This is a genomic window from Streptomyces diversicolor, assembly GCF_057537855.1.
In genome coordinates, this window is record NZ_BAAJXA010000004.1 from 284437 (window position 1) to 306327 (window position 21891).

Below are 21891 nucleotides of genomic sequence, written 5' to 3' on the forward strand. Positions count from 1 at the left end.
GGGTTCGGCATCGCGCCGGGGCCGACCGCGGCGCCGTCGTGGCTGAGCGCGCCGTTCCCCGCGCCCCCTCAGGGCGCCTGACCCCGCCGTGGGCGTTCGAGGGCCGGGACGCCAAGGGCGGACAGCGGGGCTCGACATCGGACCGTGGCCGACCGCGACACCGTCGCGGCTGAGCGCGCCGTTCCCCGCGCCCCCTCAGGGCGCCTGACCCCGCCGTGGGCGATTCGGGGACCGGCACGCCAAGGCGGACAGCGGGGCTCGACATCGCGCCGGGGCCGACCGCGACACCGTCGCGGCTGAGCGCGCCGTTCCCCGCGCCCCCTCAGGGCGCCTGACCCCGCCGTGGGCGGTTCGAGGGCCGGCACGCCAAGGGCGGACAGCGGGGCTCGGCATCGCGCCGTGGCCGACCGCGGCGCCGTCGTGGCTGAGCGCGCCGTTCCCCGCGCCCCTTCAGGGGGCCTGACCCCGCCGCCGATCGTTCAGGGGCCCGGGGCGCGTTGGGCGCCCCGGGGTTCTGCTGGGGTGGGGGTCAGGGGATGAGTTGCCACTGGTCGAGGTAGCCCACGTCTATCGAGGCGCGGTCCTGGACCCGGAGCTTCCAGGTTCCGGAGACGGGCTGCGCCGACGCGTCGACCGTGAAGGTCTGGTCGACGTTGTCCGCCGAGCCGCCGCTGCGGTTGAGCAGCGAGTAGACGGTTCCGTTCGGGCCGACGAGATCGACGGTCAGATCACCCCGGTAGGTGTGCACGATCTTGACGTAGACCTGGGTGGTGGCCGAGGCGTTGCCGGTCCGGCCGGTGACGGTGATCGGGGACTCCACCGCCGCTCCGGCGTCGGGGATGTCGACCCGGTTGGCGTTGGCGTAGATGTTGGCCACGCGCCAGGTGAAGGACGCGGTGGCGCTCGCGCCCGTGTCGTCGGTCACCGTCAGCGTCACATCACTGGTGCCGGTCGTGGTCGGGATGCCGGAGATCAGCCCCGCCGCGTCGATGGACAGGCCGTCCGGAAGCCCGGTCGCCGCATACGTCAGACCCGCACCGGAGTTGGTGGTGTACGCGTCGGTCTGCAGCGACACCTCCTGCCCGACGCCGCTGATCTGGTCCCCGATGGGAGCCACATTGACGCCGAGCGCGATCCGCTGGCCCACGTTGATCGCCGCCCAGGCGTCGGCCACGGCGAGGTAGGTGGGGCTGTAGGCGCCGAACAGGTCGGCCGCGGCCTGGAGCGTCGCGGTGCGGGCGCCCGCGTAGTTGGTGCTCGACGTCATGTAGGTGGTCAGGGCCCGGTACCAGATGCGCTGGGCGTTGTCGATGCCGATGCCGGTGACCGGCCGGCCGTCGTAGGTCGGGCTGTCGTAGTCGACCCCGTTCACGGTCTTCGCCCCGCTGCCCTCGGACAGCAGGTAGAAGAAGTGGTTCGCCGGGCCCGAGGAGTAGTGGACGTCGACGCTGCCGAGCGTGGAGCTCCAGTAGTCGCGGGACGCGCCGTCCTTGGAGGGCTTGTCCATGTACCGCAGCGGGGTGCCGTCGCCGTTGATGTCGATCTTCTCGCCGACCATGTAGTCGGGTACGTCGGCGGCCAGGTCGGCGTGGAACTCCACCGCGGCGGCGAAGATGTCCGAGGTCGCCTCGTTCAGGCCGCCGGACTCACCGGAGTAGGTGAGGTTGGCGGTGGCGCTGGTGACGCCGTGGCTCATCTCGTGCGCGGCCACGTCGAGCGCGGTCAGCGGGTTGGCGTTGCCCGAACCGTCGCCGTAGGTCATGCAGAAGCAGCTGTCGGACCAGAACGCGTTGACGTAGTTGTTGCCGTAGTGGGCCCTGCTGTAGGCGGCCACCCCGTCGTTGCGTATGCCGTTGCGGCCGAAGACGTCCTTGTAGTAGTCCCAGGTCGCGGCGGCCCCGAAGGCCACGTCCACGCCCGCCGTCTGGCGGTTGCTCTGGGTGCCGTCGCCCCAGACATCGTTGTCGTCGGTGAACAGGGTGCCGGTGCCGGAGGTGCCCTGGTTCAGGTCGTAGGTGCGGTGTCCGGCGCGGTCGCCGTCGACGAGTTGGTACGTCGAACCGGACAGCGTGGTGCCGAGCGGCACCGTTCCGTTGTACTGCCCGGTACCGGTGCCGGTCTGTACGCCTTCGAAGCTGGTCAGCTGCTTGCCCGAGGCGGCGTCGGTGACGACGTGCAGTTCGCTGGGCGTTCCGTCGTGCTGAACGCCCCCGACCACCGTCTCCCAGGCCAGGACCGGCCGGCCGGTGCCGGCCCAGACGACGAGCCGTGGGGCGCGGTCGACCGCGGGGCGCCCGGCGCGGGCCCCGGCGGCGGCGAGTGCTTTCGTCCTGGCCGTGGCGGCCGGGACCTTCGGCGTGGTGGTGGGCACGGCGAGGTCGGCCCGCGTCGCCTTCGACACCGTCAGGCGGGCGCCGTCGGTGTGCACGACCAGGTCGCCGCCGAGGACGGGCAGTCCGGCGTAGGTGCGCTCGTAGCGGGTGTGGGTGGTGCCGTCGGCGTCCTTGGTGACGTCCTTGACGACCAGCTTCTCCTTGGCGCCGAGGTCCAGCGCCTTGGCCGTGCCCGCGGCGGACGCGGTGGCGTTCTTGAGCAGTGCGGCGCGCTGTGTCGCCGAGAGGCGGGCGGGTGCGGCGGCGGCCCGCGGGGTCGCCTTGATCCTCGCGGAGCCGCCGCGGTCGGCGGCCACGGCGGTGCCGGTCTGTACGCCGGCCGCGAGCAGGGTGCTCACGGTGGTCAGGACGAGGGCGGCGGTGTATCTGGAGCGGTGACGGTCCTGCCGGAACAAGGGCGTTCTCCTTCTGTGTGGGGCGGACTCGGTGGAGCCCGGGAGAGCGGGTGGGGCCGGGTACGGCCGTCCGGCGGCGCGCGGGTGCACGGGGCAGGGCGCCGGACGGCCGCGTGGTACGCGCCCGGCGGTGCCCCGTGGAGGGGATGTGAAGGTGCGTTCAGCAGAGTGACACTTCACGGACAAGATTGTCATGCCTAGGACAAGCCAACGGCTCAAATTGGCCGCTGCCGACCGCCGTTCGGCCGCTCGGCCGCCGCTTTTCGGCCGCGCACCCTCTCGCGCCCGGCGTCGCGGTGCGCGGGGCGGGGCGCGGGCGCGGGGCGTGGCGCCCGGCATCGCGGTGCGCGGGCGCGGGGCCGACATCGCGGCGCGCGTGCGCGGGGCCCGGCATCGCGGTGCGCGGCTGAACTCCTACCCGCGCCCGCCCCGTTCACATCACGGCCGTGCCCGTACGCCCGGTCCGGGCCCGTGCGCGTGGCAGCGGTCGGATGGTGGTGGTGCTCCGGGAGACAGGACCTGCCGGCCGGTACGCCGTCCGCACAGAACAGGACGACCGGAAAACGGGAAAAAGGGCGGGCGCGGCGGCAAGCTCCGCTGTTACGATCGGCCGCATGATCACGCGTTCGCCTCAGCACCGGATGATGCCCCGCCGACGGGGCCGCTGAGTACGCACGCGCAGCGCATGCGAGGCCCCGCAACGGGGCCTCGATCGTTGTGCGACCGGGCCCCGCCACCCCGGCAGGAGGACCGATGACCGCACGACGCCACTACATCACCACGACCATTCCGTACGTCAACGCCAGCCCGCACCTCGGCTTCGCCCTGGAACTCGTCCAGGCCGACACATTGGCCCGTCACCACCGGCACCGGGGCGAGCAGGTACGGCTGCTCAGCGGCACCGACGACAACTCCCTCAAGAACGTCCTGGCCGCCGAGGCGGCCGGCGTCGACGTGCAGTCGTTCGTGGACCGCAACGCCGATGCCTTCGCCGCGCTGCGCGGCCCGCTCTCGCTCTCCCTCGACGACTTCATCCGCACCAGCAGCGATCCGCGCCACCGGGTCGGAGTGGAACGCCTGTGGCGCCGGTGCGCGGCCTCCGGCGACCTCTACCGCACCCCGTACGAGGGCCTGTACTGCGTCGGCTGCGAGCAGTTCTACACCCCTGACGAACTGGTCGACGGACGGTGCGTCGAGCACGGCACCGAACCCCAACTCGTCGCGGAGGAGAACTGGTTCTTCCGGCTGTCCCGTTACGCCGACCGGCTGCACCGGCTGATCTCCGCCGGCGACCTGCGCATCGAGCCCGCGGCCCGCCGCAACGAAGTCCTCGCCCTGATCGAAGGCGGCCTGCACGACTTCTCGGTCTCCCGCTCCCACGACCGCGCCCGCGGCTGGGGCATCCCCGTGCCCGACGACCCGAGCCAGGTCGTCTACGTGTGGTGGGACGCCCTCGGCAACTACGTCACCAGCCTCGGCTACGGCACCGGCGACGCCGCGTACACCCGGTGGTGGGAAACCAGCGAACGCCGTATCCACTTGGTCGGCAAGGGAGTTGTCCGCTTCCACGCCGTGTACTGGCCGGCCGTGCTGCTGTCGGCCGGCCTCCCGCTGCCCACCGACATCCTGGTCCACGACTACCTCACCGTCGACGGCCGCAAGATCAGCAAGTCCGCGGGCACCACCGTCGACCCGGTCGCGCTGGTCGCGGCCCACGGAACCGACGCGGTGCGCTGGTGGCTGCTGCGGGACGTGCCCCGGGTCGGGGACGCCGACTTCACTGTCGAGCGCCTGAGGGCCCGCGCGGACGCGGACTTCGCCAAGGGACTCGGCAACCTCGTCCACCGGGTCGTGACCATGGTGCACCGCTTCCGCGGCGGAGTGCTCCCCACCGCCGGCCTCTTGCCGTCCACCGGGCCGGCCCTGGTCGACGCCTGCCGTAAGGCACGAGGACGCGTCGACGCCGCCCTGGCCGGCTTCGACTTCCGGCGTGCCCTGCACGCGGTCTGGGACATCGTGGAGGAGGCCAACCGCCTGGTCGATGCCACCCGGCCCTGGGAACTGGCCCGGGCGGAGCGGCAGGGCGACACCGCGGCGGGGCGGCGGCTCGACGCCGTCCTCCTCACCCTGGTCCGGGCGTGCCGGGTACTCGCCGACGAGCTGCGCCCCTTCGTGCCCGACGCCGCCACGCGGATCAACGCCCAGGTGACACCGACCGAGGGCCGCCTGCCCGCGCCACACCCCCTGTTCCCCCGCCTCCAACAGGAGACCGGGCAAGCATGACAACCCACGCCCGACAAACGGGGCCCACCAGGGGGTGGGGGCCGGGCGTCGGCCGCTGGGGACCGAGGCCCAGGGGACGGGGCCCCGGACGCCGTGGTGCCGGGCCCGAGGCCGGGCGTCGGGTGCCGGGAGTCCGATCCGCTCCGCGCCGGCCTCGGGCCGCGGTGACCGGGGCGGCAGCCGGGGTGGGGCGCGAGGCGGGGGGCGGGGTGGGTTGGTGGTCAGGGGGGTGGGTGGCTCGGGAGGGTGCCGTCTGGGTCCGGACGCGGTGGGAGCGCCAGGTGCGCGAGATCGCCGGGGGGCGGTGAGCGGACCGGCCACAGTGGCGCGGCGGAGCCGTCGGCGACCGCGGCCGGGGCGTCGGTGAGGTTCATGCGCTCGCGCAGCCGGCCGTAGAAGTCCATCGGCCCCAACCGCACCGCGCGGAGCCGGCGCGGCGAGGGGTACACCCCGATCCAGTCCCCCGGGTTCAGGACGCCGCGGAGCTGACCGTCGATGCTGACGGCGGCCCGGCCGGAGCGTTCGAGCACCCTGAGCGCGATGGGTTCGTCGGGAGCGGCGACGACGGACCGGTTGAACGTCATGTGCGGGGCGACCGGCGTGAAGATCAGTGCCTCCGCGCGCGGCGAGACGACCGGGCCGCCCGCGGCGAAACTGTAGGCGGTCGAGCCGGTCGGGGTGGCCACCAGCAGCGCGTCGGCGGAGTAGGACGCCAGCAGCCGGCCGGCCAGATACACGCCCACCGACACCTGCCGGTCCCGGGCGAGCTTTTCCAGTACGACGTCGTTCAGCGCGGTGATGTTCAGGGCGACACCCCATTCGTCCCCCATCTCGCAGTCGGCGCGCACCCGCGGGGGCGGCAGCAGGGGTCCGCGGCCGTACCGCAGCAGCGCCTCCATGCCCTCGGGCACCCGCAGGCGGCACGAGGCGCGCATGGTGAGCAGCATGCGGCTCTCGACGCTGAGCCGCCCGTCCCGGACGGCGTCCAGTGCGCAGCGCACGGAGGGTGCGGGGACCTCGGTGAGGAAGCCGACCCGGCCGAGATCGACCCCGAGGACCAGGGCGTCGTGCTCCGCCGCGAGGCGGGCCCCGCGCAGAAACGTGCCGTCGCCGCCCAGGGTGACGATGAGATCGGGGTCGCCCGCGGCCTCTATCTCCTCCTGCGCGCTGTGCCGCACGCCCTCCTGCCACACGTCGATGTCCGCGCAGCGCACGTCGTTCTGCGCGCTCCATTCGCGGACGGCACGGGCGGCGTCCACGGCCTCCGCGCGTCCGCCGTGGACGACCAGACCGATGCGGCTCACGGTCATATCCGCCTCCAAGGACACGCGGGCCGACGGCCCGCACCGGCGCGGCGCACAGGCCGGGGTCACCATCGAGCCTGCCACGGCATCCCACACCACGCCGCCGGGAGCACCCGGAAAGCCCCCGGTTCCCGGCCCTCACTACGGGACGCAGGCCCCGCTCAGACCGCCGGGTGTTCCTCCCCTGCCACGACGACGACCGCGGGACCCGCCCCTCCTGCCCACCGCCACGGCGACCGCCCACGACGGCGGTGCCCGGCGACGCCGTACGAACCCGGCCGGACGGCTCACGCCTACCGGGTCTGACCTCCCACCGCGGTGGTGCCCGGCGCTGCCGGTCCGTTCGGGGGGCGCCTCAGGCCGCCAGGTACGCGGTCAGGCCGGACAGGAGCCGGTCGACGTCGTCGGTGTCGTTGTAGGGCGCGAGCCCGATGCGCAGGCCGCCGCGGTCGCCGAGGCCGAGGCGGCGGGACGCCTCCACGGCGTAGAACGATCCCGCCGGCGCGTGGACGCCGCGCCCCGCGAGGACGTGGTAGGCGTCCGCCGCGTCGCGCCCCTCGAAGGTCAGCAGCAGGGTGGGGGTGCGGTCGGCGGCCCTGGAGTGGACCGTGACGCCGTCGAGCTGGGACAGCCCCTTGTCGAGCCGGTCGCGCAGGGTGCGTTCATGGCCCTCCAGCGCGTCGAACGCGGCGGCGAGGCGCTCGCGCCGCGATCCGGTGGCGCCGGCGTCGAGGCCGGCGAGGAAGTCGACCGCCGCCCGCGTGCCGGCCAGGAACTCATAGGGCAGCGTGCCCAGTTCGAACCGTTCGGGGACCGCGTCGGTGGAGGGCTCCAGCTTGTCGGGGCGCAGCGTCTGAAGCAGCTCCGGCCGGGCGGCGAGCACCCCGTGGTGGGGGCCGAGGAACTTGTAGGCCGAGCAGACGAAGAAGTCCGCGCCCAGCCGCTCCAGGTCGACCAGCGTGTGCGCGGTGTAGTGGACGCCGTCGACATAGGTGAGCGCCCCCGCGTCGTGCGCCAGACGGGAGATCTCGGCGATCGCGGGGCGTGTCCCGATCAGGTTGGAGGCGGCGGTGACGGCGATCAGCCGGGTGCGCTCGCTGACGACGGCACGGACGTCGTCCGGGGTGAGTTCGCCGGTGGCGGGATCGAAGTCGGCCCAGCGCACGGTGGCGCCGGCCCACTCGGCGGCCTGGATCCACGGCCGGATGTTGGCGTCGTGGTCGAGGCGGGTGACGACCACCTCGTCGCCGGGCGACCAGGTCGCGGCGAGGGTGCGGGAGAAGTCGTAGGTGAGCTGTGTGGCGCTGCGGCCGAAGACGATCCCGGCCGGCCGCGCTCCCAGGAGGTCGGCCATGGCCCGGCGGGTCTCGGTGACGATGGCGTCCGCGTTGCGCTCCCCCGGCGCCTCGTGGCCCCGGTTGGACAGCGGCTGTGCCAGCGCGTCGCCGATGGCCTGGATGACGGCACGGGGCGTCTGGGTGCCGCCGGGGCCGTCGAAGTGGGCGATGCCGGCGGCCAGGGCGGGGAACTGGGAGCGGATGGCACCGATGTCGTATGTCACGAAGGCTCCTGTGGGTGGCGGCGTGCCGAAGGGCGCGGGCGGCTGGTGCGCGTCACGCCGACGGTACCCGGCCGCATGCCGCCGTCTCCGTCGCAGTCGCAGTCACCGTCGCCGTCGTCGCTGTCGCCCTCGGCGTCGTGTCCGTCGTAGCCGTCGGCGTCGGCGTCGGCGTCCGCCCGGCCGCCGTGGCTGCCGGCAGTGCCGCGGGGCGCGCGGGTGAGCCGACCGCGGTGGCCTCGCGCTGCCGCTCACGGTGCAGCCGGGCCGCCGTCATCATCCGGTCCAGCGCCTCGCGCGTGCGGACCAGGTCGTCGATGTGTTCGCAGAGCCGGTCGCGTTCCTGGGCCATCCGCTCCAGCGCGCGGTCGGACGCCTCCTCGCTGGGCGCGTCGACACAGGGCAGCAGTTCGGCGATGGTGCGGCTGGAGAGTCCTGCGGCGTACAGCCGCTGGATGAACAGCACCCGCTCGATCTCGTCGTCGGTGTAGTGCCGCTGCCCGCTGGTGCTGCGGGTGCTGCTCAGGAGCCCCTGTTCCTCGTAGTACCGCAGGGACCGGACGCTGACCCCGGCCCGCGAGGCCAACTCCCCGATGCGCATGCCGCCTCCCGTCGGTGGTGAACCACGTCACAGACCTTGCCTCTGACATCAATGTCAGGTTCTAGCGTAACCGGCGTGCCCGGCGGCCGGGCATCACCGATTGCCGGGCGACCGATGCCCTGAACGACCGAGGAGACACGACGTGACGACCCTCTTCACCGGCTACCGCCTGGGTGACCTGGCGCTGCCCAACCGTGTGGTGATGGCCCCGATGACCCGGGTGCGGGCCGCCCCTGGCGGCCTGGCGACGCCGTCGATGGCGCGCTACTACGCCCAGCGGGCCACGGCGGGGCTCATCGTCTCCGAGGGGGTGCAGCCGAGCCTGATCGGCCAGTCCAATCCGGGCACGCCGGGACTGCACAGCGATGAGCAGGTGGCGTCCTGGCGCGCGGTGACCGGCGCGGTGCACAGCAACGGCGGCCGGATCTTCGCCCAGCTGATGCACGGCGGGCGGGTCTCCCATCCGGACACCACCGGTCACCAGCCCGTCGGCCCGTCGGCCGTACCGGCCGTCGGTGACGTGTTCACACCCACCGGACCCCAGCCCGCGCCGATGCCGCGCGCCCTGGCCACCGACGAGGTGCCCGAGCACGCCGAGTCGTACGCGCGGGCCGCGCGCCGCGCCGTCGACGCGGGCTTCGACGGCGTCGAACTGCACGGCGCCAACGGCTATCTGATCTCGCAGTTCCTCTCCGCCAACGCCAATGTGCGCACCGACCGCTACGGCGGCTCGGTGGCCAACCGGATCCGGTTCGCCGTCGAGGCCGCCGCCGCGACCGCTCACGCCGTGGGCGCATCGCGCACGGGGATCCGCCTCTCCCCCGGCGGCACGTTCTGGGGCGTCGAGGAGACCGACGTGCCCGAGCTGTACGCCGCGCTTCTGGCCGAGCTGTCCCGCCTGGGGCTGGCCTACGTCCATCTGGAGGCCACCTCCGCCGACGACACGCTGCTGGGGCTGCGCCGGGCCTGGCCGGGCACGCTGATCATGAACCCGGTGCTGCCCATGGGCCCCCGGCAGACCGACCGGGCCGCGGCCGACCGCTGGCTGGGCCTGGGCGCCGACCTGATCAGCTTCGGCCGCGCCTTCATCGCCAACCCCGACCTGGTCGAGCGGCTGCGCACCGGACTGCCGATCGCCCCGGCCGACGAGAGCACGTACTACGAGGGCGGCGACGCCGGCTACCTCACCTACCCCGCGTACCCGTACGCGGCCTGAGGCCCCCGGCGTACCCGGTGCGCCGGGGGCCGCCCGGGTCCGGCCCCGCCCGGCCCCGCGCGCCGGGTACGCGCGCCCGGTGTGGCCGATACTGACGTCGTCCAGGCAGGCGGAGGGGCCGACCGCGGGAGGTGCGCGGGCCGATGCGAGAACGGGGCGGCACCCCGCCGACGAGACTCCTGGCGTGGCTGCGCGCGCACGACCCGGACCTCGCGGCGACCCGACGGGCCGGGCGGACCGCGCTGGTCATGCCCGCCCTGTTCGCGCTGTGCGGTCAGGTGATCGGCTCGCCCGTCATGGCGACCTACGCCGCGTTCGCGTCCATCTCGATGCTGCTGCTGGTCGAGTTCACCGGTCCGACGGTGCAGCGGCTGCGGGCGTATCTGGGTCTCGCGGTGGCCTGGGCGGTGCTGATCTGTCTGGGCTCGCTGGTCGCCGGGGTGACATGGGCGGCGGTCGCCGCCATGGTGGTGGTCGGCTTCCTGATCCTTTTCTCGGGCGTGGTCAGCTCCGTGCTGGCGGGTGCGACCACCTCGCTGCTGCTGGCGTTCGTGCTGCCGGTGACCTCGCCCGCGCCGCTGTCGCAGATCCCGGAGCGGCTGGCCGGGGCGGGGCTCGCCGCGCTGGCGGCACTGTGGGCGGTCTGCCTGCTGTGGCCCCGGCCGGTCGCCGACCCGCTCAGCGCGCCGGCCGCTCGGGTGTGCCGTGCGGCGGCGGCGCACCTGCGTGCCCAGGTGTCGCGGTCGACGGCCGCGCCGGACGCGAAGGCGGCCGGGCGCCGCGCCGAACTCGCCGCGCGGACCGCGTCGGCGGCGGCCGATCTGCGCTCCGCCTTCGACGCCACCCCGTACCGGCCCACGGGTCTGTCCGCGGGCTCCCGTGCCCTCGTGCGGCTCGTCGACGAGCTGACCTGGCTCACCGCCGTCGCGGCCGACGCCGGACGGCCCGCGGCCGACTGCCGTGCCTGCGACGCGGACGCCCACGCCGTGCTGCGGGCCGCCGCCGCGGTCCTCGATGCGGCCGCCGACCTGCTCGCCGGTCCGCGCACCGCACCCGACACGATCACCGCCGTCGCGGCCGATCTGCGTACGGCCGTGGCGCGCCTGGAGCGCGCGGCCACCGTCCGGGTGCCGGTGCACCACCGTCCCGGGACCGCGGCGGAGGTCCGCGCCTTCCTGGGCGCCCTGGACGTGTCCTTCCGCGCCCAGGAACTGGGCTTCGCGACCCTCCAGATCGCGGAGAACGTGCGGGTGGCCACGGCGGCGGAGCGGCGCACCTGGCCGGAGCGGCTGCTGGGCCGCGAACCCGGGGCGCTCGCCGGGCCGCTGGCCGCGGCCCGCGAGCGGGCCGCGGCCCATCTCCAGCCGCACTCGGTGTGGCTGCACAACAGTCTGCGCGGCGCGCTGGGCCTCGGCATCGCCGTCGCCCTGGCCGACGTGACCGGTGTCCAGCACTCCTTCTGGGTGCTGCTGGGCACACTGTCGGTGCTGCGGTCGAACGCGCTCAGCACGGGGCAGAACGCGGTACGCGCCCTCGGTGGCACCCTCGCGGGCTCGGTCCTCGGCGCGGGGCTGCTGCAGCTCATCGGCCACCATGGCACCGCGCTCTGGTTCCTGCTGCCGCTCGCCGTGCTGGTCGCCGGCATCGCGCCGGCCGCCGTCTCGTTCACGGCGGGCCAGGCGGCCTTCACGGTCACGCTGGTCGTGCTGTTCAACATCGGCCAGAACCCCAACTGGCACATCGTGCTGCTGCGGATCCAGGACATCGGCCTGGGCTGTGCGGTGAGCGTGCTGGTCGGCCTGTTCTTCTGGCCGCGCGGCGCCACGGCGGCGGTCGACCGGGCGCTGGCCGCCGCGTACACCGACAGTGCCCGCTATCTGGCGGGCGCGGTGGAGTACGCCGTCGGCAGGTGCGGCAGGCCGCCGACGCGGGCCGACGCGCCGCTGGAGCAGGGGCGTCGCGCGGCCGCGTCCGCGCGACGCCTGGACGACGCCTTCCGCAGCTATCTGGCCGAGCGCGGCGCCAAGCCCGTCCCGCTGGCCGACATGACCGCCCTGGTCACGGGGATCGTCGGGCTGCGGCTGGCCGCGGACGCCGTGCTGGGGCTGTGGCGGCGGGCCGGTGACCCCTCCGACGGGGCCGACCGGGCCGCAGCCCGGCAGGTCCTGCTCGCCGCGGCGGGCCGGGTGACCGGCTGGTACCGGGATCTGGCCGGGTGCCTCGGCGGGCCTCAGTGCGTGCCCGATCCGCTGCCGCCCGACCCGGACAGCGCGGCGGGACTGGTCGAGTCGGTGCGCCGCGATCTGCTGGACGAGCGCGGACGGGCCTCGGACACGGCGGTCCGCATCATCTGGACCGCCGACCATCTCAGCGCGGCCCGCCGCCTCCAGCCCACCCTGGCCGCCGCGGCCCGCCACTACGAAACCTGACAGCCGACCGACACGAGAACGGCATCACCGCGGGTCACAGCCGGAGCCGATCACGGCGGATTGCGCGCCATGACGACCCGTTGGACGTGGTTGGTGCCTTCGCAGATCTGCGTGCTTTACAGGCCATACGGTTCTGGCCTGCACGAACACCCCTCCCAGAGAGGACCACCCCAGCATTTCCCCATGATCGCCAACAGTCTGCGCAGGCCGGAGGCGCACTTCTGCCCGTTCCCGGCCGCTGTTGGTCATGCGTTGGTCATGTGACCAACCCTCCTTCGAGGCGTCCGTCCTCGGGGCTGCCGTCAGCCGTACCCGACGGCGACCAGGTCCGCCCAGTCTGCGCAGGCACCGGAGCATGACCACGTCCTGGGGTGGTCCTGGCCCACTTTATGCAAGGACAGGCATAGTCGCGTTCACGCATAGACGCGTAGCGCAGCCCCTTCTACTGTCGTTGGCCAGGCGGCCCAAACGGGGCCAGAGCAAGGGGGGTTGGCATGTCCGAACATTCGGCACTCACCCGGCTCACGGGCAACGGCGGCAACGGCGAGTGCGGAGAGAAGGACTGCCCGAACGTGTACCGCACGGCAACCGGCTCATTCGTGGTGCAGGGCGACGTGTCCGACGCCTTCACCCCGCCCACTGGGGAAGGGCTCGTGGAAATCCCGGAGTCGGTTCTCAGGGAGGCGTTTCGTGCACTTGGATGGTGACGCGTGGAATGACTGCTTCGACTCCATGGAGCGGGAGGCGTGGCGGCTGGAAACGCTGCCCGTCTACACCATGCCCCAGGAAGCGGAGAAGCTGAAACGCTTTCTCGCCGGGGAGAAGTCGCCCGCCGATTACACCTCGGGCTGGATGGACGAGGTCCGGCAATGGACCTCGGAAGGAAAGAGGGTCGGCAGGGTGCATATCGTGACCCGCCCGTTCTCGGACTATCTTCGGTTCGAGTTCGAGTACTACTACCGGCATCACGTAAAGGCGGGCGAGGATATCCGCATTCTCGACCTCACCGAGCGGGAGAACCCGGGGCTTCCGGATCAGGATTTCTGGATGTTCGATGAGTCCAAGGTGGTCCTGATGAACTACCGGGCGGACGGAACGCAGATAAACCGGGAACTGTACGAGGGCGATCCTGAGGCGTATCGGCAGTGGAAGCGGATTGCCGTTGCCGAGTCGGTTCCATTCCTGGAGTACGTGAGCGGGTGACGTTCGACCCTGAACAGTTGGGCCAGCCGAAGCAAGAATTGGCCGCCCTGCTGAAAGAACTACGCAAGCGAGCCGGCCTCACTGGGGACCGGCTCGCTCGGCGTTGCAACATGTCCCAATCGAAGATCAGTCGGATCGAGAATGGGAAAGCCCAACCGAGCTTGCTGGATTTGGAAAGAATCCTCCGGGCCGTCGTGGCTCCGCCCCAGGTCATCGAAGAGGTCATCGCCCTCGCGAGGCTGGCCAACACGGAATGGCAAGACCTGCGCTCGCTGCGGCGCAGGGGCCTGGAGAAGAAGCAGACTGAACTTGCTGCCCTTGAATCCTCGTCCACGGAGTTCCGCTTCTTCCTGCTCTCGATGATTACAGGATTGCTGTCCACCCCCGAGTACATCCGGGCCAGCCTTGCCCATTCCCCGGCCGATGTCACTAAGACGATCGCGAGGAAGCTGGAGCGGCAGGAGGTTCTTTACGACACCAAGAAGCGGTTCACCTTCATCTTGACTGAGCAGGCTGTGAGATGGCCGCTCCTACCCCCGGCTGCAATGGCGATGCAGATTGACCGGCTGGCCTCACTGACTCACCTTACGAACGTGAAGCTCGGCGTCATCCCAATCGTGGGGTACAAGCCCATGGCTCCGATGGATACCTTCACCGTCTATGACAACACGCTGGCCACCGTGGAGAACACGACCGGTGTCGTGATCCTGAGAGATCCAAGAGACATCGAAATGCACCTGGAGCTGTTCTCCACGCTGGAGGATTATGCGTTGTTCGGGGAGGAAGCACGGGCCTTGTTGACGGAGTGGTCTACCGCTTGCCGTTCATGATCTTTAGTCCATGACGGGAAAGAACTACACAGCCGCCGCTTTCCGGGTCAATGATTTCCCCCATGGCGGCGACCGAGCGAGACGAAACGAGAAACCGCAACGGCGGGCGCATGACTCTGCGGGTGTCGTACGACGGCGGTAGGACGTACGGCCCGGTGCGCACAGTGAACGTGAAGCCGCGCAACGCGGTGATCTTGGGTTCGCCGACCAAGTACCCGCCGTGTGGGTGCCCTCGGTGCACGGGGCGCCTGTCGCCCCCGGGATCGGAGTGATGTCCGGCTTAGAGCGGTGGGTACTGCGCCGCTTCGGCCGGTACGCAGGTCCGCTCTACCTGGCGATGGTCCTCGGCGGCCTGGCCCTGGTTCTCGTTGGAACCCTGGCTCTCCGGTAACCGCCGTGCTCGCCGCTGTCCCTTTTGCTTCCCGCCGGATTCCCGGCGGGAGTTCCCGAGAAGAGAGGTAGTCCGATGGCGGAAGAGAACACTGGTTCGATGGCCCCCGAGGGGGGTGGCCTGCTCGTCGCGAAGCGGAAGATCGTGGCCGCGCGGACCCGCGCCGAGCAGGAGTCGGACGTCAGCAGTGGCCGTTCCGACGGCAACGACTGACGGGAGCGCCCACGTTGCTTGATACAGCCTCGTGGGCGGGGCGTCTGGGCGGGGACAGGTTCCTCGCCCAGACGTACCACCGCTCGTACGCGCACTTCCCCGGCGTCGCCGACACGGCGGGCCTGTTCTCCTGGGACGACCTGAACCGGATCATCGCCACGCAGCGGCTGGAGCCGCCCCGGCTGCGCCTGTCGGCTGACGGCGAGATGGTCCCGCTGCACCGCTACGCGATCCCGACCACGAACCGCCGCGCGGTCACCTGGTCCCGCATCCAGCCGTCCGACTTCCATGCCCAGCTCAGGGACGGGGCGTCGCTGGTCCTCGATGCTGTGGAGAAGATCCACCCCGCCGTGGGGGCGGCTGCGGAGGGGCTGGAACGCTTCCTCGGGACTTCCGTACAGGCCAACGTGTACGCCTCGTGGACCGAGCGGGAGGGCTTCGGCCGGCACTGGGACGACCACGATGTGGTGGTGGTCCAACTGCACGGCTCCAAGCGGTGGCGCCTGTGGGAGATGACCCGTGAAGCGCCCACCTTCCGGGACGTGGAGTCGCCGGAAGAGCCGGAGGGCGACCCGGTAGCGGACCTCGTTCTGTCCCCGGGTGACGTGCTCTACCTGCCGCGCGGGTGGTGGCACGCGGTCACCGCTGATCAGGGAACTGAATCCCTGCACCTCACGTTCGGGATGGTCCCGCACACGGGCGCTGACCTCATGCTGTGGGTCGTCGATCAGCTCCGGGCCTCCCTCGCGCTGCGCAAGGACGTACCGCATTTCGGCTCGCTGGCGGAACAGTCGGACTTCATCGACGCCGTACGCCGTGAGGTGGCCGACATGATGGCAGACCCGCGCCTCGTGGAGCGGTGGGCGGAGTCGATCGACACGACCGACCTGGGCCACGCGATTCCGTCCCTGCCGTACGTCGACGGACTCCCCGCACGGGGCGAGATCACCGTCAAGCTCACTGCTCCGAGGGGCCGTCTGACAGCGAACCTCACACAGGGCACGGTCACCTTCTCGGCGGCCGGTACCGCCTGGGATTTCGCCGAGTCCGCCGCGCCCGCGCTGGGCACGCTGCTGACCAATCAGCCGACCACGCTGGGCGAGATGGCCGACTCCGCCGGACTGGAGGTCAAGGAGGTGGCCGAACTGGTCTCCGTCCTCATCGACGGCCATGCCGTCGCAGTCGTGGGTACGGCGCTGTGACCGCCGCGCTCTGCCTGGGAACTTACCGCGTGCGTGCCGTCAGTCAGGCGGCACGCACCGCCCTGGCTGCCGGTAGCCCCTGGGTGGACACAGCACCCAACTACGGTCGAGGTCGGGCGCATGAGGAACTGCGCCCGGTTCTCGGGGAGTACCCGGCCGTGCGGGTAGCCACGAAGACGGGGTTCTTCACTGAGGAGCAGGGCGGTACGGCCCTGGCTGAGGGCGTGCTCACCCGGGAAGAGGCGTCCGGTAGGCACAGCCTTGAGCGGGGCTTCGTCCGCTGGCAGACGGAGCGGTCGTTGGCCACGCTCGGGCGCGTGGACCTGGTGTTCGTGCACAACCCGGAGCACCACGGGCACGGCATTGACCGTGCCGCTCTGCACGGGCGTGTGCGGGAAGCCTTCACGGCGCTGGAGGAGTTCGCCCATGGGGGCCGGATCGGCGGGTACGGCGTCGCCACCTGGTCGGGCCTGACCTCCGGAGCGCTCAGGGTGCCCGAGTTGCTCGCGCTCGCCCGGCAGGCGGCCGGTTCCGCCGAGCATCACTTCACGGGCTTGCAGATCCCCGTCAGCCTGATCATGGATGCCCCGATCACACAGGCGCTGAGCGGCGGCGGACCACTGGTGCAGGCGAAGGACGCCGGGGTGATCACGTTCGGCTCCGCGCCCCTGCACGGGGGCGAACTCCTTGACGCCATGACACCCGAACTGGTGAACCTCATCCGTCCCAGCCTGTCGGCCGCAGCCGCTGCCCTGCTGGCCGCTGGCTCTTGCCCCGGCCTCGATATCGTCCTCACCTCCGCGAGCACCCGCGAACACTGGGACGATGCCGCCAAGGCTCTGGCTGCGCCGCTGACGGCCCAGGAACTCAGGAAGGTGACGGATGAACTCGCCTCTGAATAAGGAGGTACAGGCCCTGATGGAGGCCGCCCACGACCGGGCGGCCAAGGCTCTGGGGCTGACGTGCTCGGGTCCGCTGGCGTGGGGCTTCCTCGGTGTGACCCTCGGACGCCGGGCAGGGGACCGATGGCTACGGGTCAGCCGGACAGCGAAGCGCAACGCGGGCAGGAAGCAGGGGGAGGGCATCGTCGGGGCCTCCCTGCTCGTGCCTGACGCTGTCCCGCGCCCGCGCCTGTACGAGGTGCACGACTGGACCGACGGCGAGTGGGCCTTCGAGGCGGAAGTCCTCGACTACGTCACGCACCCCACCGTGTCCCCGGACCGAGCCGACATCGACCACGACCCCGGGTTGCCCGACGAGTGGTGGGCGGACCTTCGCCACGCCCTTGCCTTGCTCGCTGAAGCTGAGGGGGTGAAGGTCACCGTCCGGGACGGCTGGATCGAGCGGGCCTTCCCTCAGTTCCTCGGCGTCCCGGCACCCGCCAGGGTGGAGCGGGTGACCGGTCACGGTGACCTGCACTGGGGCAACCTCACGGCCGTGGCTCTGACCCTGCTGGACTGGGAACGCTGGGGCTTGGTGCCCTTCGGCTATGACGCGGGGCTCCTCCACGCGAACAGCCTGCTCGTTCCCGACATAGCCGCCCGCATCCGCAAGGAGTTCGCGCCGATCCTCGACACCCCAGCCGGTCGAATCGGGGAACTCGCGGCCCTGGCGGAGATGTTGCAAGCCGTAGCCCGTGGCTGGTACCCCGACCTTGCGCCCCACCTGGTTGCCCGAGCGGAGGCACTCACGGGAGTGCGCCCGCCCGTTCCGGTGCACTCCGAGGTGAGCGCCTGACCGTGCCCCTGTGCGCCTGTCTCAGGCGCTCTCACCGACGTGCCGGTACAAGGTTGGCGCGGGAGATTCCCAGCGCCTTGGCGATGGCCGTGACGCTCTCTCCCTTGGTGTCCCGGGCACTCCGCCGCTCAGCAAGCAAAAGAACGCCCCTACCGATCCGGTAGGGGCGTTTCCTGGGTTTGTTCGAGCAGTCAGAGCAGCGCGAGGAAGGGATTCGTGTCTCCAGACAGTTCCGACCGCTTTGGTTCCGGCGCAGGCTCCGGGGCCCGGTTCGGTACCGGGCGGTAAGCGTCCAGGCGGACGACCGTTGAGCGGTTCTGCTCACGCTCCGCGCTGGCCGGCTGCGGCTCTGCGTGACGGGAAGCGCCGCGTTCAGCTTGGTCCGTCGATCGGTGCAGGACGCCGTACGGATCACCAAGGGGGCTACCTCTCCGAAGGTGAAGCGGCAGCCGCTCAGTCTCGCTGACAAGGTTCGGGCCCGGATCGAGATGCACGGAGGTCGGGCCACGTCCTCTCAGATACTCCCGTACGTCACGTCGGAGCCAGCGCCGAAGCTGTGAAGGCACTTCCCGGAATCGTCGTAACTGTGGAGCAATCGGGGAAGACGGGCCGACCGGCCACCGTTTTCTCAATCCGCGGTGACAGTTCCGGTGACTCTGCGCCGCAGCCGGCCAGCACGGACAGCGACAGGAACGGGAAAGCTCGTGACGAAGGCGAGCCAGGGCGTTCCGTCCCCCTCCCTCCAAACGTCGCCTTCGGACTTCGGCGGCACATCAAGATCTGGATGGAGGCTCTGGGCAAGGGACAGGTGAGGTACTGCAAGGCGCACTCACTCCAGCACTATTACGGGTCGCGGCGGCTGTACGCCGGAGTCCCCGAGAACGACGTGGCCGACTGGATGGGCCACAGCAGTACGGACGTACTGAGGGAGCACTACCACTACATCTTCGAAGGAGCTGAGCAGCGCGGCCGGGCCGCCATTGCGACGATGTTGACGCCCGGCGCCGACGACCCGACGGAGGCATCAGAGGTCGCCTGATACGCGTACGACAACAGCCCCCGGCGCCGCGCCGGGGGCTGTGTTGTTTGTGCAGGTCAGAAGCTATTTCCAGCCCGGCATCTACCCAGGATTTCCCCAGCATGACGCCCAGGAACGGCCCTGATCGGGCCGCAACGGGCAGAAAGCCGAGGGCGTCCCTCCGGACCTTCGAAACAGCTTCTGACCTGCGAAAACCCTGTCAGGGAAGGTTCCTTGCCATGACGACCCGTTGGACTTGATTCGTGCCCTCATAGATCTGGGTGATCTTCGCGTCTCGCATCATCCGCTCCACCGGGTAATCCCGTGTGTACCCGTACCCGCCCAGCAACTGCACCGCGTCCGTGGTCACCTCCATCGCCACGTCCGACGCGAAACACTTCGCCGCCGCCCCCTGAAACGTCAGGTCCGCGTCCCCGCGCTCCGACTTCGCCGCCGCCGCGTACGTCAGCTGCCGCGCCGCCTCGATCTTCATCGCCATGTCCGCCAGCATGAACTGCACACCCTGGAAATCCGCCACCGGCCGCCCGAACTGCCGCCGCTCCCGCACATACTCCTTCGCGTACTCGAACGCCCCCTGCGCCACCCCCAGCGCCTGCGCCGCGATCGTGATCCGCGTATGGTCCAGCGTCCGCATCGCCGTCGCGAACCCCGTGCCCTCCGCGCCGATCATCCGCTCCGCCGGAATCCGCACGCCGTCGAAATACACCTCACGCGTAGGCGACCCCTTGATCCCCAGCTTCCGCTCCGGCGCCCCGAACGACACCCCCGCATCCGACTTCTCCACCACGAACGCCGAGATCCCCCGCGACCGCGCCCCCGGATCCGTCACCGCCATCACCGTGTAGAACTCCGACACGCCCGCATTGGTGATCCACCGCTTCACCCCGTCCAGCACCCAGTGGTCACCGTCCCGCACCGCCCGCGTCCGCATACCCGCCGCGTCCGAACCCGCCTCCGGCTCCGACAAGCAGTACGAGAACATCGCCTCACCCCGCGCCAGCGGAGCCAGATACCGCTTCTTCAGTTCCGCCGAACCCGCGAGCATCACCGGCAGCGAGCCCAGCTTGTTCACCGCCGGAATCAATGACGACGACACACACGCCCGCGCCACCTCCTCGATCACGATCACCGTCGCCAGCGCGTCCGCCCCCGCGCCCCCGAACTCCTCCGGCACATGCACCGCGTGCAGATCGCTCGCCACCAGCGCGTCCAGCGCCTCCTGCGGGAAACGCGCCTCCTCATCCACCTCCGCCGCGAACGGCGCGATCTTCGCCGCCACCAGCGCACGCACGGACGCACGCAGCATCTCGTGCTCCTCGGACGGACGGTACAGGTCGAAGTCCGACATCAGCTCTCCCACGGATATGGCACTCAGTACCCTCATTATGCACAGTGAGTGCCACACCGGAAGGGAGCAGGTACGTTCGGGTCATGGACGAGCAGCACGACCCCAGCACGCGCGGATGTGGGCGCGACGCCCCGGCCGCCGACGACCAGGAGAAGGCTCCCATCAGGGATCTCCTCGTCTCCGCGGCGTTCGAGCTCTTCACCGAGCACGGCTACGACGCCACGACCGTCGACGACATCGTGCGCCGGGCGGGCGTGGGCCGCCGGTCCTTCTTCCGGTACTTCCCGACGAAGGAGGAGGTCGTCTTCCCCGACCACGAGCGGGCGCTCGCCGACATGGTCGCGTATCTGGCGGAGGGGGCCCGGGACCCCGACCCGGTCGCCCGGGCCTGCGGCGCGGCCCGGCTTGTGATGCGCATGTACGCGGAGAACGCGGAGTTCTCGGTGAAGCGGTACGCGCTCACGCGCAAGGTGCCGGCGCTCAAGGCCCATGAGACGTCCGTGGTGTGGCGCTACGAGCGGGCCCTCGCCGGCTATCTCAAGGAGCGGTTCGCGGCGCTGCCGGACGGTGACGTCCGGGCGTACACGGTCGCCGCGAGCGTGGTGGCAGCTCACAACTACGGGCTGCGCGCCTGGCTGCGCTCCGGTGCCCGCGGCGATGCCGCGGCGGGCATCGACCGGGCCCTCGACCTCGTCCACCGCACCTGGGGCGACACCGGCGAGACCCTGGTCGTGGTCACCCGGAGCAGCACCCCGATGTGGCGGATCGTGCAGCAGTTGGAGCAGGTCGAGGAGCGGGGCACCAAGACAGGGAACTGAGTGCCCGGGCCGAAGGCACTCAGTACCCATGCCGTCAGCCGATGTGGTAGCTGTCGCCGTAGACCTTCCAGTCCAGGGGCGGGTTCAGGTCCAGGTTGCCGTTGCGCAGGAACACGCGCTGCGCGGTGTCGACCCGGCTGGTGTCGCTGTGCGCCTCCTCCTGCTTCATGGCCCACACCCGGGCGTCGAGGAAGGCGTCGAGGTACGCCGTCTCGTCGCCGCCCCGCGCCGGCGGCCGGGCCGAGCGCAGCGCCCGCTCGCGGATGGCGCCGAAGCCGGTGGCGTCGGTGCCGTCGCCGTGCATGACGATGGCGTCGTAGTAGGCGAACTGGCCGAGCGCGCGCAGCCCGTCGTCCTTGCCCCGGCGCACCGCGGGGTTGAAGTAGACGCGGTCCCGCTCGTCGTTCTGGGCCTGCTGGAACACGGGGTCCCCGGCGGCGGTGCGCCAGCTGCGGGGGAAGTCCGGGTCGAGCCCGGCGTGTGAGTCGGTGCCGTCGACCCGGCGCAGCGCGGGCAGGTACCGGGCGAGGACGTTGCCGGGCCTGCGGTCCGCGTAGAGCCGTACGAGGTCGAGCATGTCGCCGGTGCCCGAGCAGAAGCCGATGATGCCGGCGGTGTACCCGCGGCCGTCACCGATGTCCTCGATGTATCCGTACTGGGCCTTCCAGTCGAGCGAGGAGTTCTCCGCGCTCGACACGAGCTTCATGGCCGTCTCCTTCTTCGCCGGGTCGTCGAGGCCCGGTGCCGCCTGCGCCGCGGTGGCGCGCGGCGCGGCACTGAGGGCGCCGAGGGCCGCCGCCGCGGTACGGGAAGTTCGTAGGATCGGACGACGCCATGTCATGACGAAAGCGCACAAGAGCGCGGCCCGGACGGGCGTCCATGCCGACGGCGTCCGCCCGTCCGTGCGCGTTGCACCCCGCGGGCGGCCCCG

17 protein-coding genes and 1 pseudogene are annotated in these 21891 nt (G+C 71.3%); 12 read left to right on the plus strand and 6 right to left on the minus strand.

Annotation, left to right across the window (positions count from 1 at the left end; all coding sequences use genetic code 11):
* Positions 1-529: 529 nt before the first annotated feature.
* Positions 530-2788: a M4 family metallopeptidase gene (locus tag AC27LF_RS06705; RefSeq protein ID WP_479665122.1), complete on the minus strand. Its 2259-nt coding sequence runs from the start codon at positions 2786-2788 to the stop codon at positions 530-532.
* Positions 2789-3541: 753 nt separating this feature from the next.
* On the opposite strand from AC27LF_RS06705, the gene AC27LF_RS06710 reads away from it, so the two are divergent.
* Positions 3542-5071 (plus strand): methionine--tRNA ligase, encoded by a 1530-nt coding sequence (locus AC27LF_RS06710; RefSeq protein ID WP_479663922.1) that lies wholly within the window; start codon positions 3542-3544, stop codon positions 5069-5071.
* A gap of 221 nt (positions 5072-5292) precedes the next feature.
* On the opposite strand, the gene AC27LF_RS06715 is transcribed toward AC27LF_RS06710, so the two are convergent.
* The 3 genes and pseudogenes from AC27LF_RS06715 to AC27LF_RS06725 form a co-directional block, all read right to left on the minus strand.
* Entirely contained in the window at positions 5293-6381 is a 1089-nt protein-coding gene (locus tag AC27LF_RS06715) for an NAD(+)/NADH kinase (RefSeq protein WP_479663923.1), read from the minus strand.
* Between the two features lie 349 nt (positions 6382-6730).
* Positions 6731-7936 carry a cysteine desulfurase-like protein gene (locus tag AC27LF_RS06720; RefSeq protein WP_479663924.1) on the minus strand — a complete coding sequence of 402 codons (1206 nt, stop codon included), beginning with the start codon at positions 7934-7936 and terminating at the stop codon, positions 6731-6733.
* 241 nt (positions 7937-8177) lie between these two features.
* A pseudogene (locus tag AC27LF_RS06725) lies at positions 8178-8534 on the minus strand (MerR family transcriptional regulator); the annotation flags it as partial.
* A gap of 142 nt (positions 8535-8676) precedes the next feature.
* Here AC27LF_RS06725 and AC27LF_RS06730 point away from each other — a divergent pair.
* From AC27LF_RS06730 to AC27LF_RS06775, 10 genes are all read left to right on the plus strand, one after another.
* Positions 8677-9750, plus strand: a complete 1074-nt coding sequence (locus AC27LF_RS06730) for an alkene reductase (protein ID WP_479663925.1) — start codon at positions 8677-8679, stop codon at positions 9748-9750.
* Between the two features lie 143 nt (positions 9751-9893).
* Positions 9894-12179 carry an FUSC family protein gene (locus AC27LF_RS06735; protein ID WP_479663926.1) on the plus strand — a complete coding sequence of 762 codons (2286 nt, stop codon included), beginning with the start codon at positions 9894-9896 and terminating at the stop codon, positions 12177-12179.
* A gap of 494 nt (positions 12180-12673) precedes the next feature.
* Positions 12674-12886 carry a hypothetical protein gene (locus AC27LF_RS06740; RefSeq protein WP_479663927.1) on the plus strand — a complete coding sequence of 71 codons (213 nt, stop codon included), beginning with the start codon at positions 12674-12676 and terminating at the stop codon, positions 12884-12886.
* Positions 12870-13382, plus strand: a complete 513-nt coding sequence (locus tag AC27LF_RS06745; protein WP_479663928.1) for a DUF6879 family protein — start codon at positions 12870-12872, stop codon at positions 13380-13382. The genes AC27LF_RS06740 and AC27LF_RS06745 overlap by 17 nt, the downstream gene beginning before the upstream one ends.
* The gene (locus tag AC27LF_RS06750) at positions 13379-14212 is read left to right on the plus strand and encodes a helix-turn-helix domain-containing protein (protein WP_479663929.1); all 834 of its coding nucleotides are present in this window, start codon (positions 13379-13381) and stop codon (positions 14210-14212) included. The genes AC27LF_RS06745 and AC27LF_RS06750 overlap by 4 nt, the downstream gene beginning before the upstream one ends.
* A 466-nt stretch (positions 14213-14678) precedes the next feature.
* Complete coding sequence (locus AC27LF_RS06755; RefSeq protein ID WP_479663930.1) at positions 14679-14816, plus strand: hypothetical protein; 138 nt, start codon at positions 14679-14681, stop codon at positions 14814-14816.
* Between the two features lie 14 nt (positions 14817-14830).
* Positions 14831-16018 carry a cupin domain-containing protein gene (locus AC27LF_RS06760; RefSeq protein WP_479663931.1) on the plus strand — a complete coding sequence of 396 codons (1188 nt, stop codon included), beginning with the start codon at positions 14831-14833 and terminating at the stop codon, positions 16016-16018.
* Between the two features lie 29 nt (positions 16019-16047).
* Positions 16048-16920 carry an aldo/keto reductase gene (locus AC27LF_RS06765; RefSeq protein WP_479663982.1) on the plus strand — a complete coding sequence of 291 codons (873 nt, stop codon included), beginning with the start codon at positions 16048-16050 and terminating at the stop codon, positions 16918-16920.
* The gene (locus tag AC27LF_RS06770) at positions 16901-17755 is read left to right on the plus strand and encodes a hypothetical protein (RefSeq protein ID WP_479663932.1); all 855 of its coding nucleotides are present in this window, start codon (positions 16901-16903) and stop codon (positions 17753-17755) included. Before AC27LF_RS06765 ends, AC27LF_RS06770 begins: the two co-directional genes overlap by 20 nt.
* 784 nt (positions 17756-18539) lie before the next feature.
* Positions 18540-18794: a site-specific integrase gene (locus AC27LF_RS06775; RefSeq protein ID WP_479663933.1), complete on the plus strand. Its 255-nt coding sequence runs from the start codon at positions 18540-18542 to the stop codon at positions 18792-18794.
* A 199-nt stretch (positions 18795-18993) separates the two neighbouring features.
* Here AC27LF_RS06775 and AC27LF_RS06780 read toward each other — a convergent pair whose 3' ends face one another.
* Positions 18994-20142: an acyl-CoA dehydrogenase family protein gene (locus AC27LF_RS06780; protein ID WP_479663934.1), complete on the minus strand. Its 1149-nt coding sequence runs from the start codon at positions 20140-20142 to the stop codon at positions 18994-18996.
* Positions 20143-20225: 83 nt separating this feature from the next.
* On the opposite strand from AC27LF_RS06780, the gene AC27LF_RS06785 reads away from it, so the two are divergent.
* Positions 20226-20960: a TetR family transcriptional regulator gene (locus AC27LF_RS06785; protein ID WP_479663935.1), complete on the plus strand. Its 735-nt coding sequence runs from the start codon at positions 20226-20228 to the stop codon at positions 20958-20960.
* Positions 20961-20994: 34 nt separating this feature from the next.
* Here AC27LF_RS06785 and AC27LF_RS06790 read toward each other — a convergent pair whose 3' ends face one another.
* Positions 20995-21801: a chitosanase gene (locus AC27LF_RS06790; RefSeq protein ID WP_479663936.1), complete on the minus strand. Its 807-nt coding sequence runs from the start codon at positions 21799-21801 to the stop codon at positions 20995-20997.
* Positions 21802-21891 lie beyond the last annotated feature (90 nt).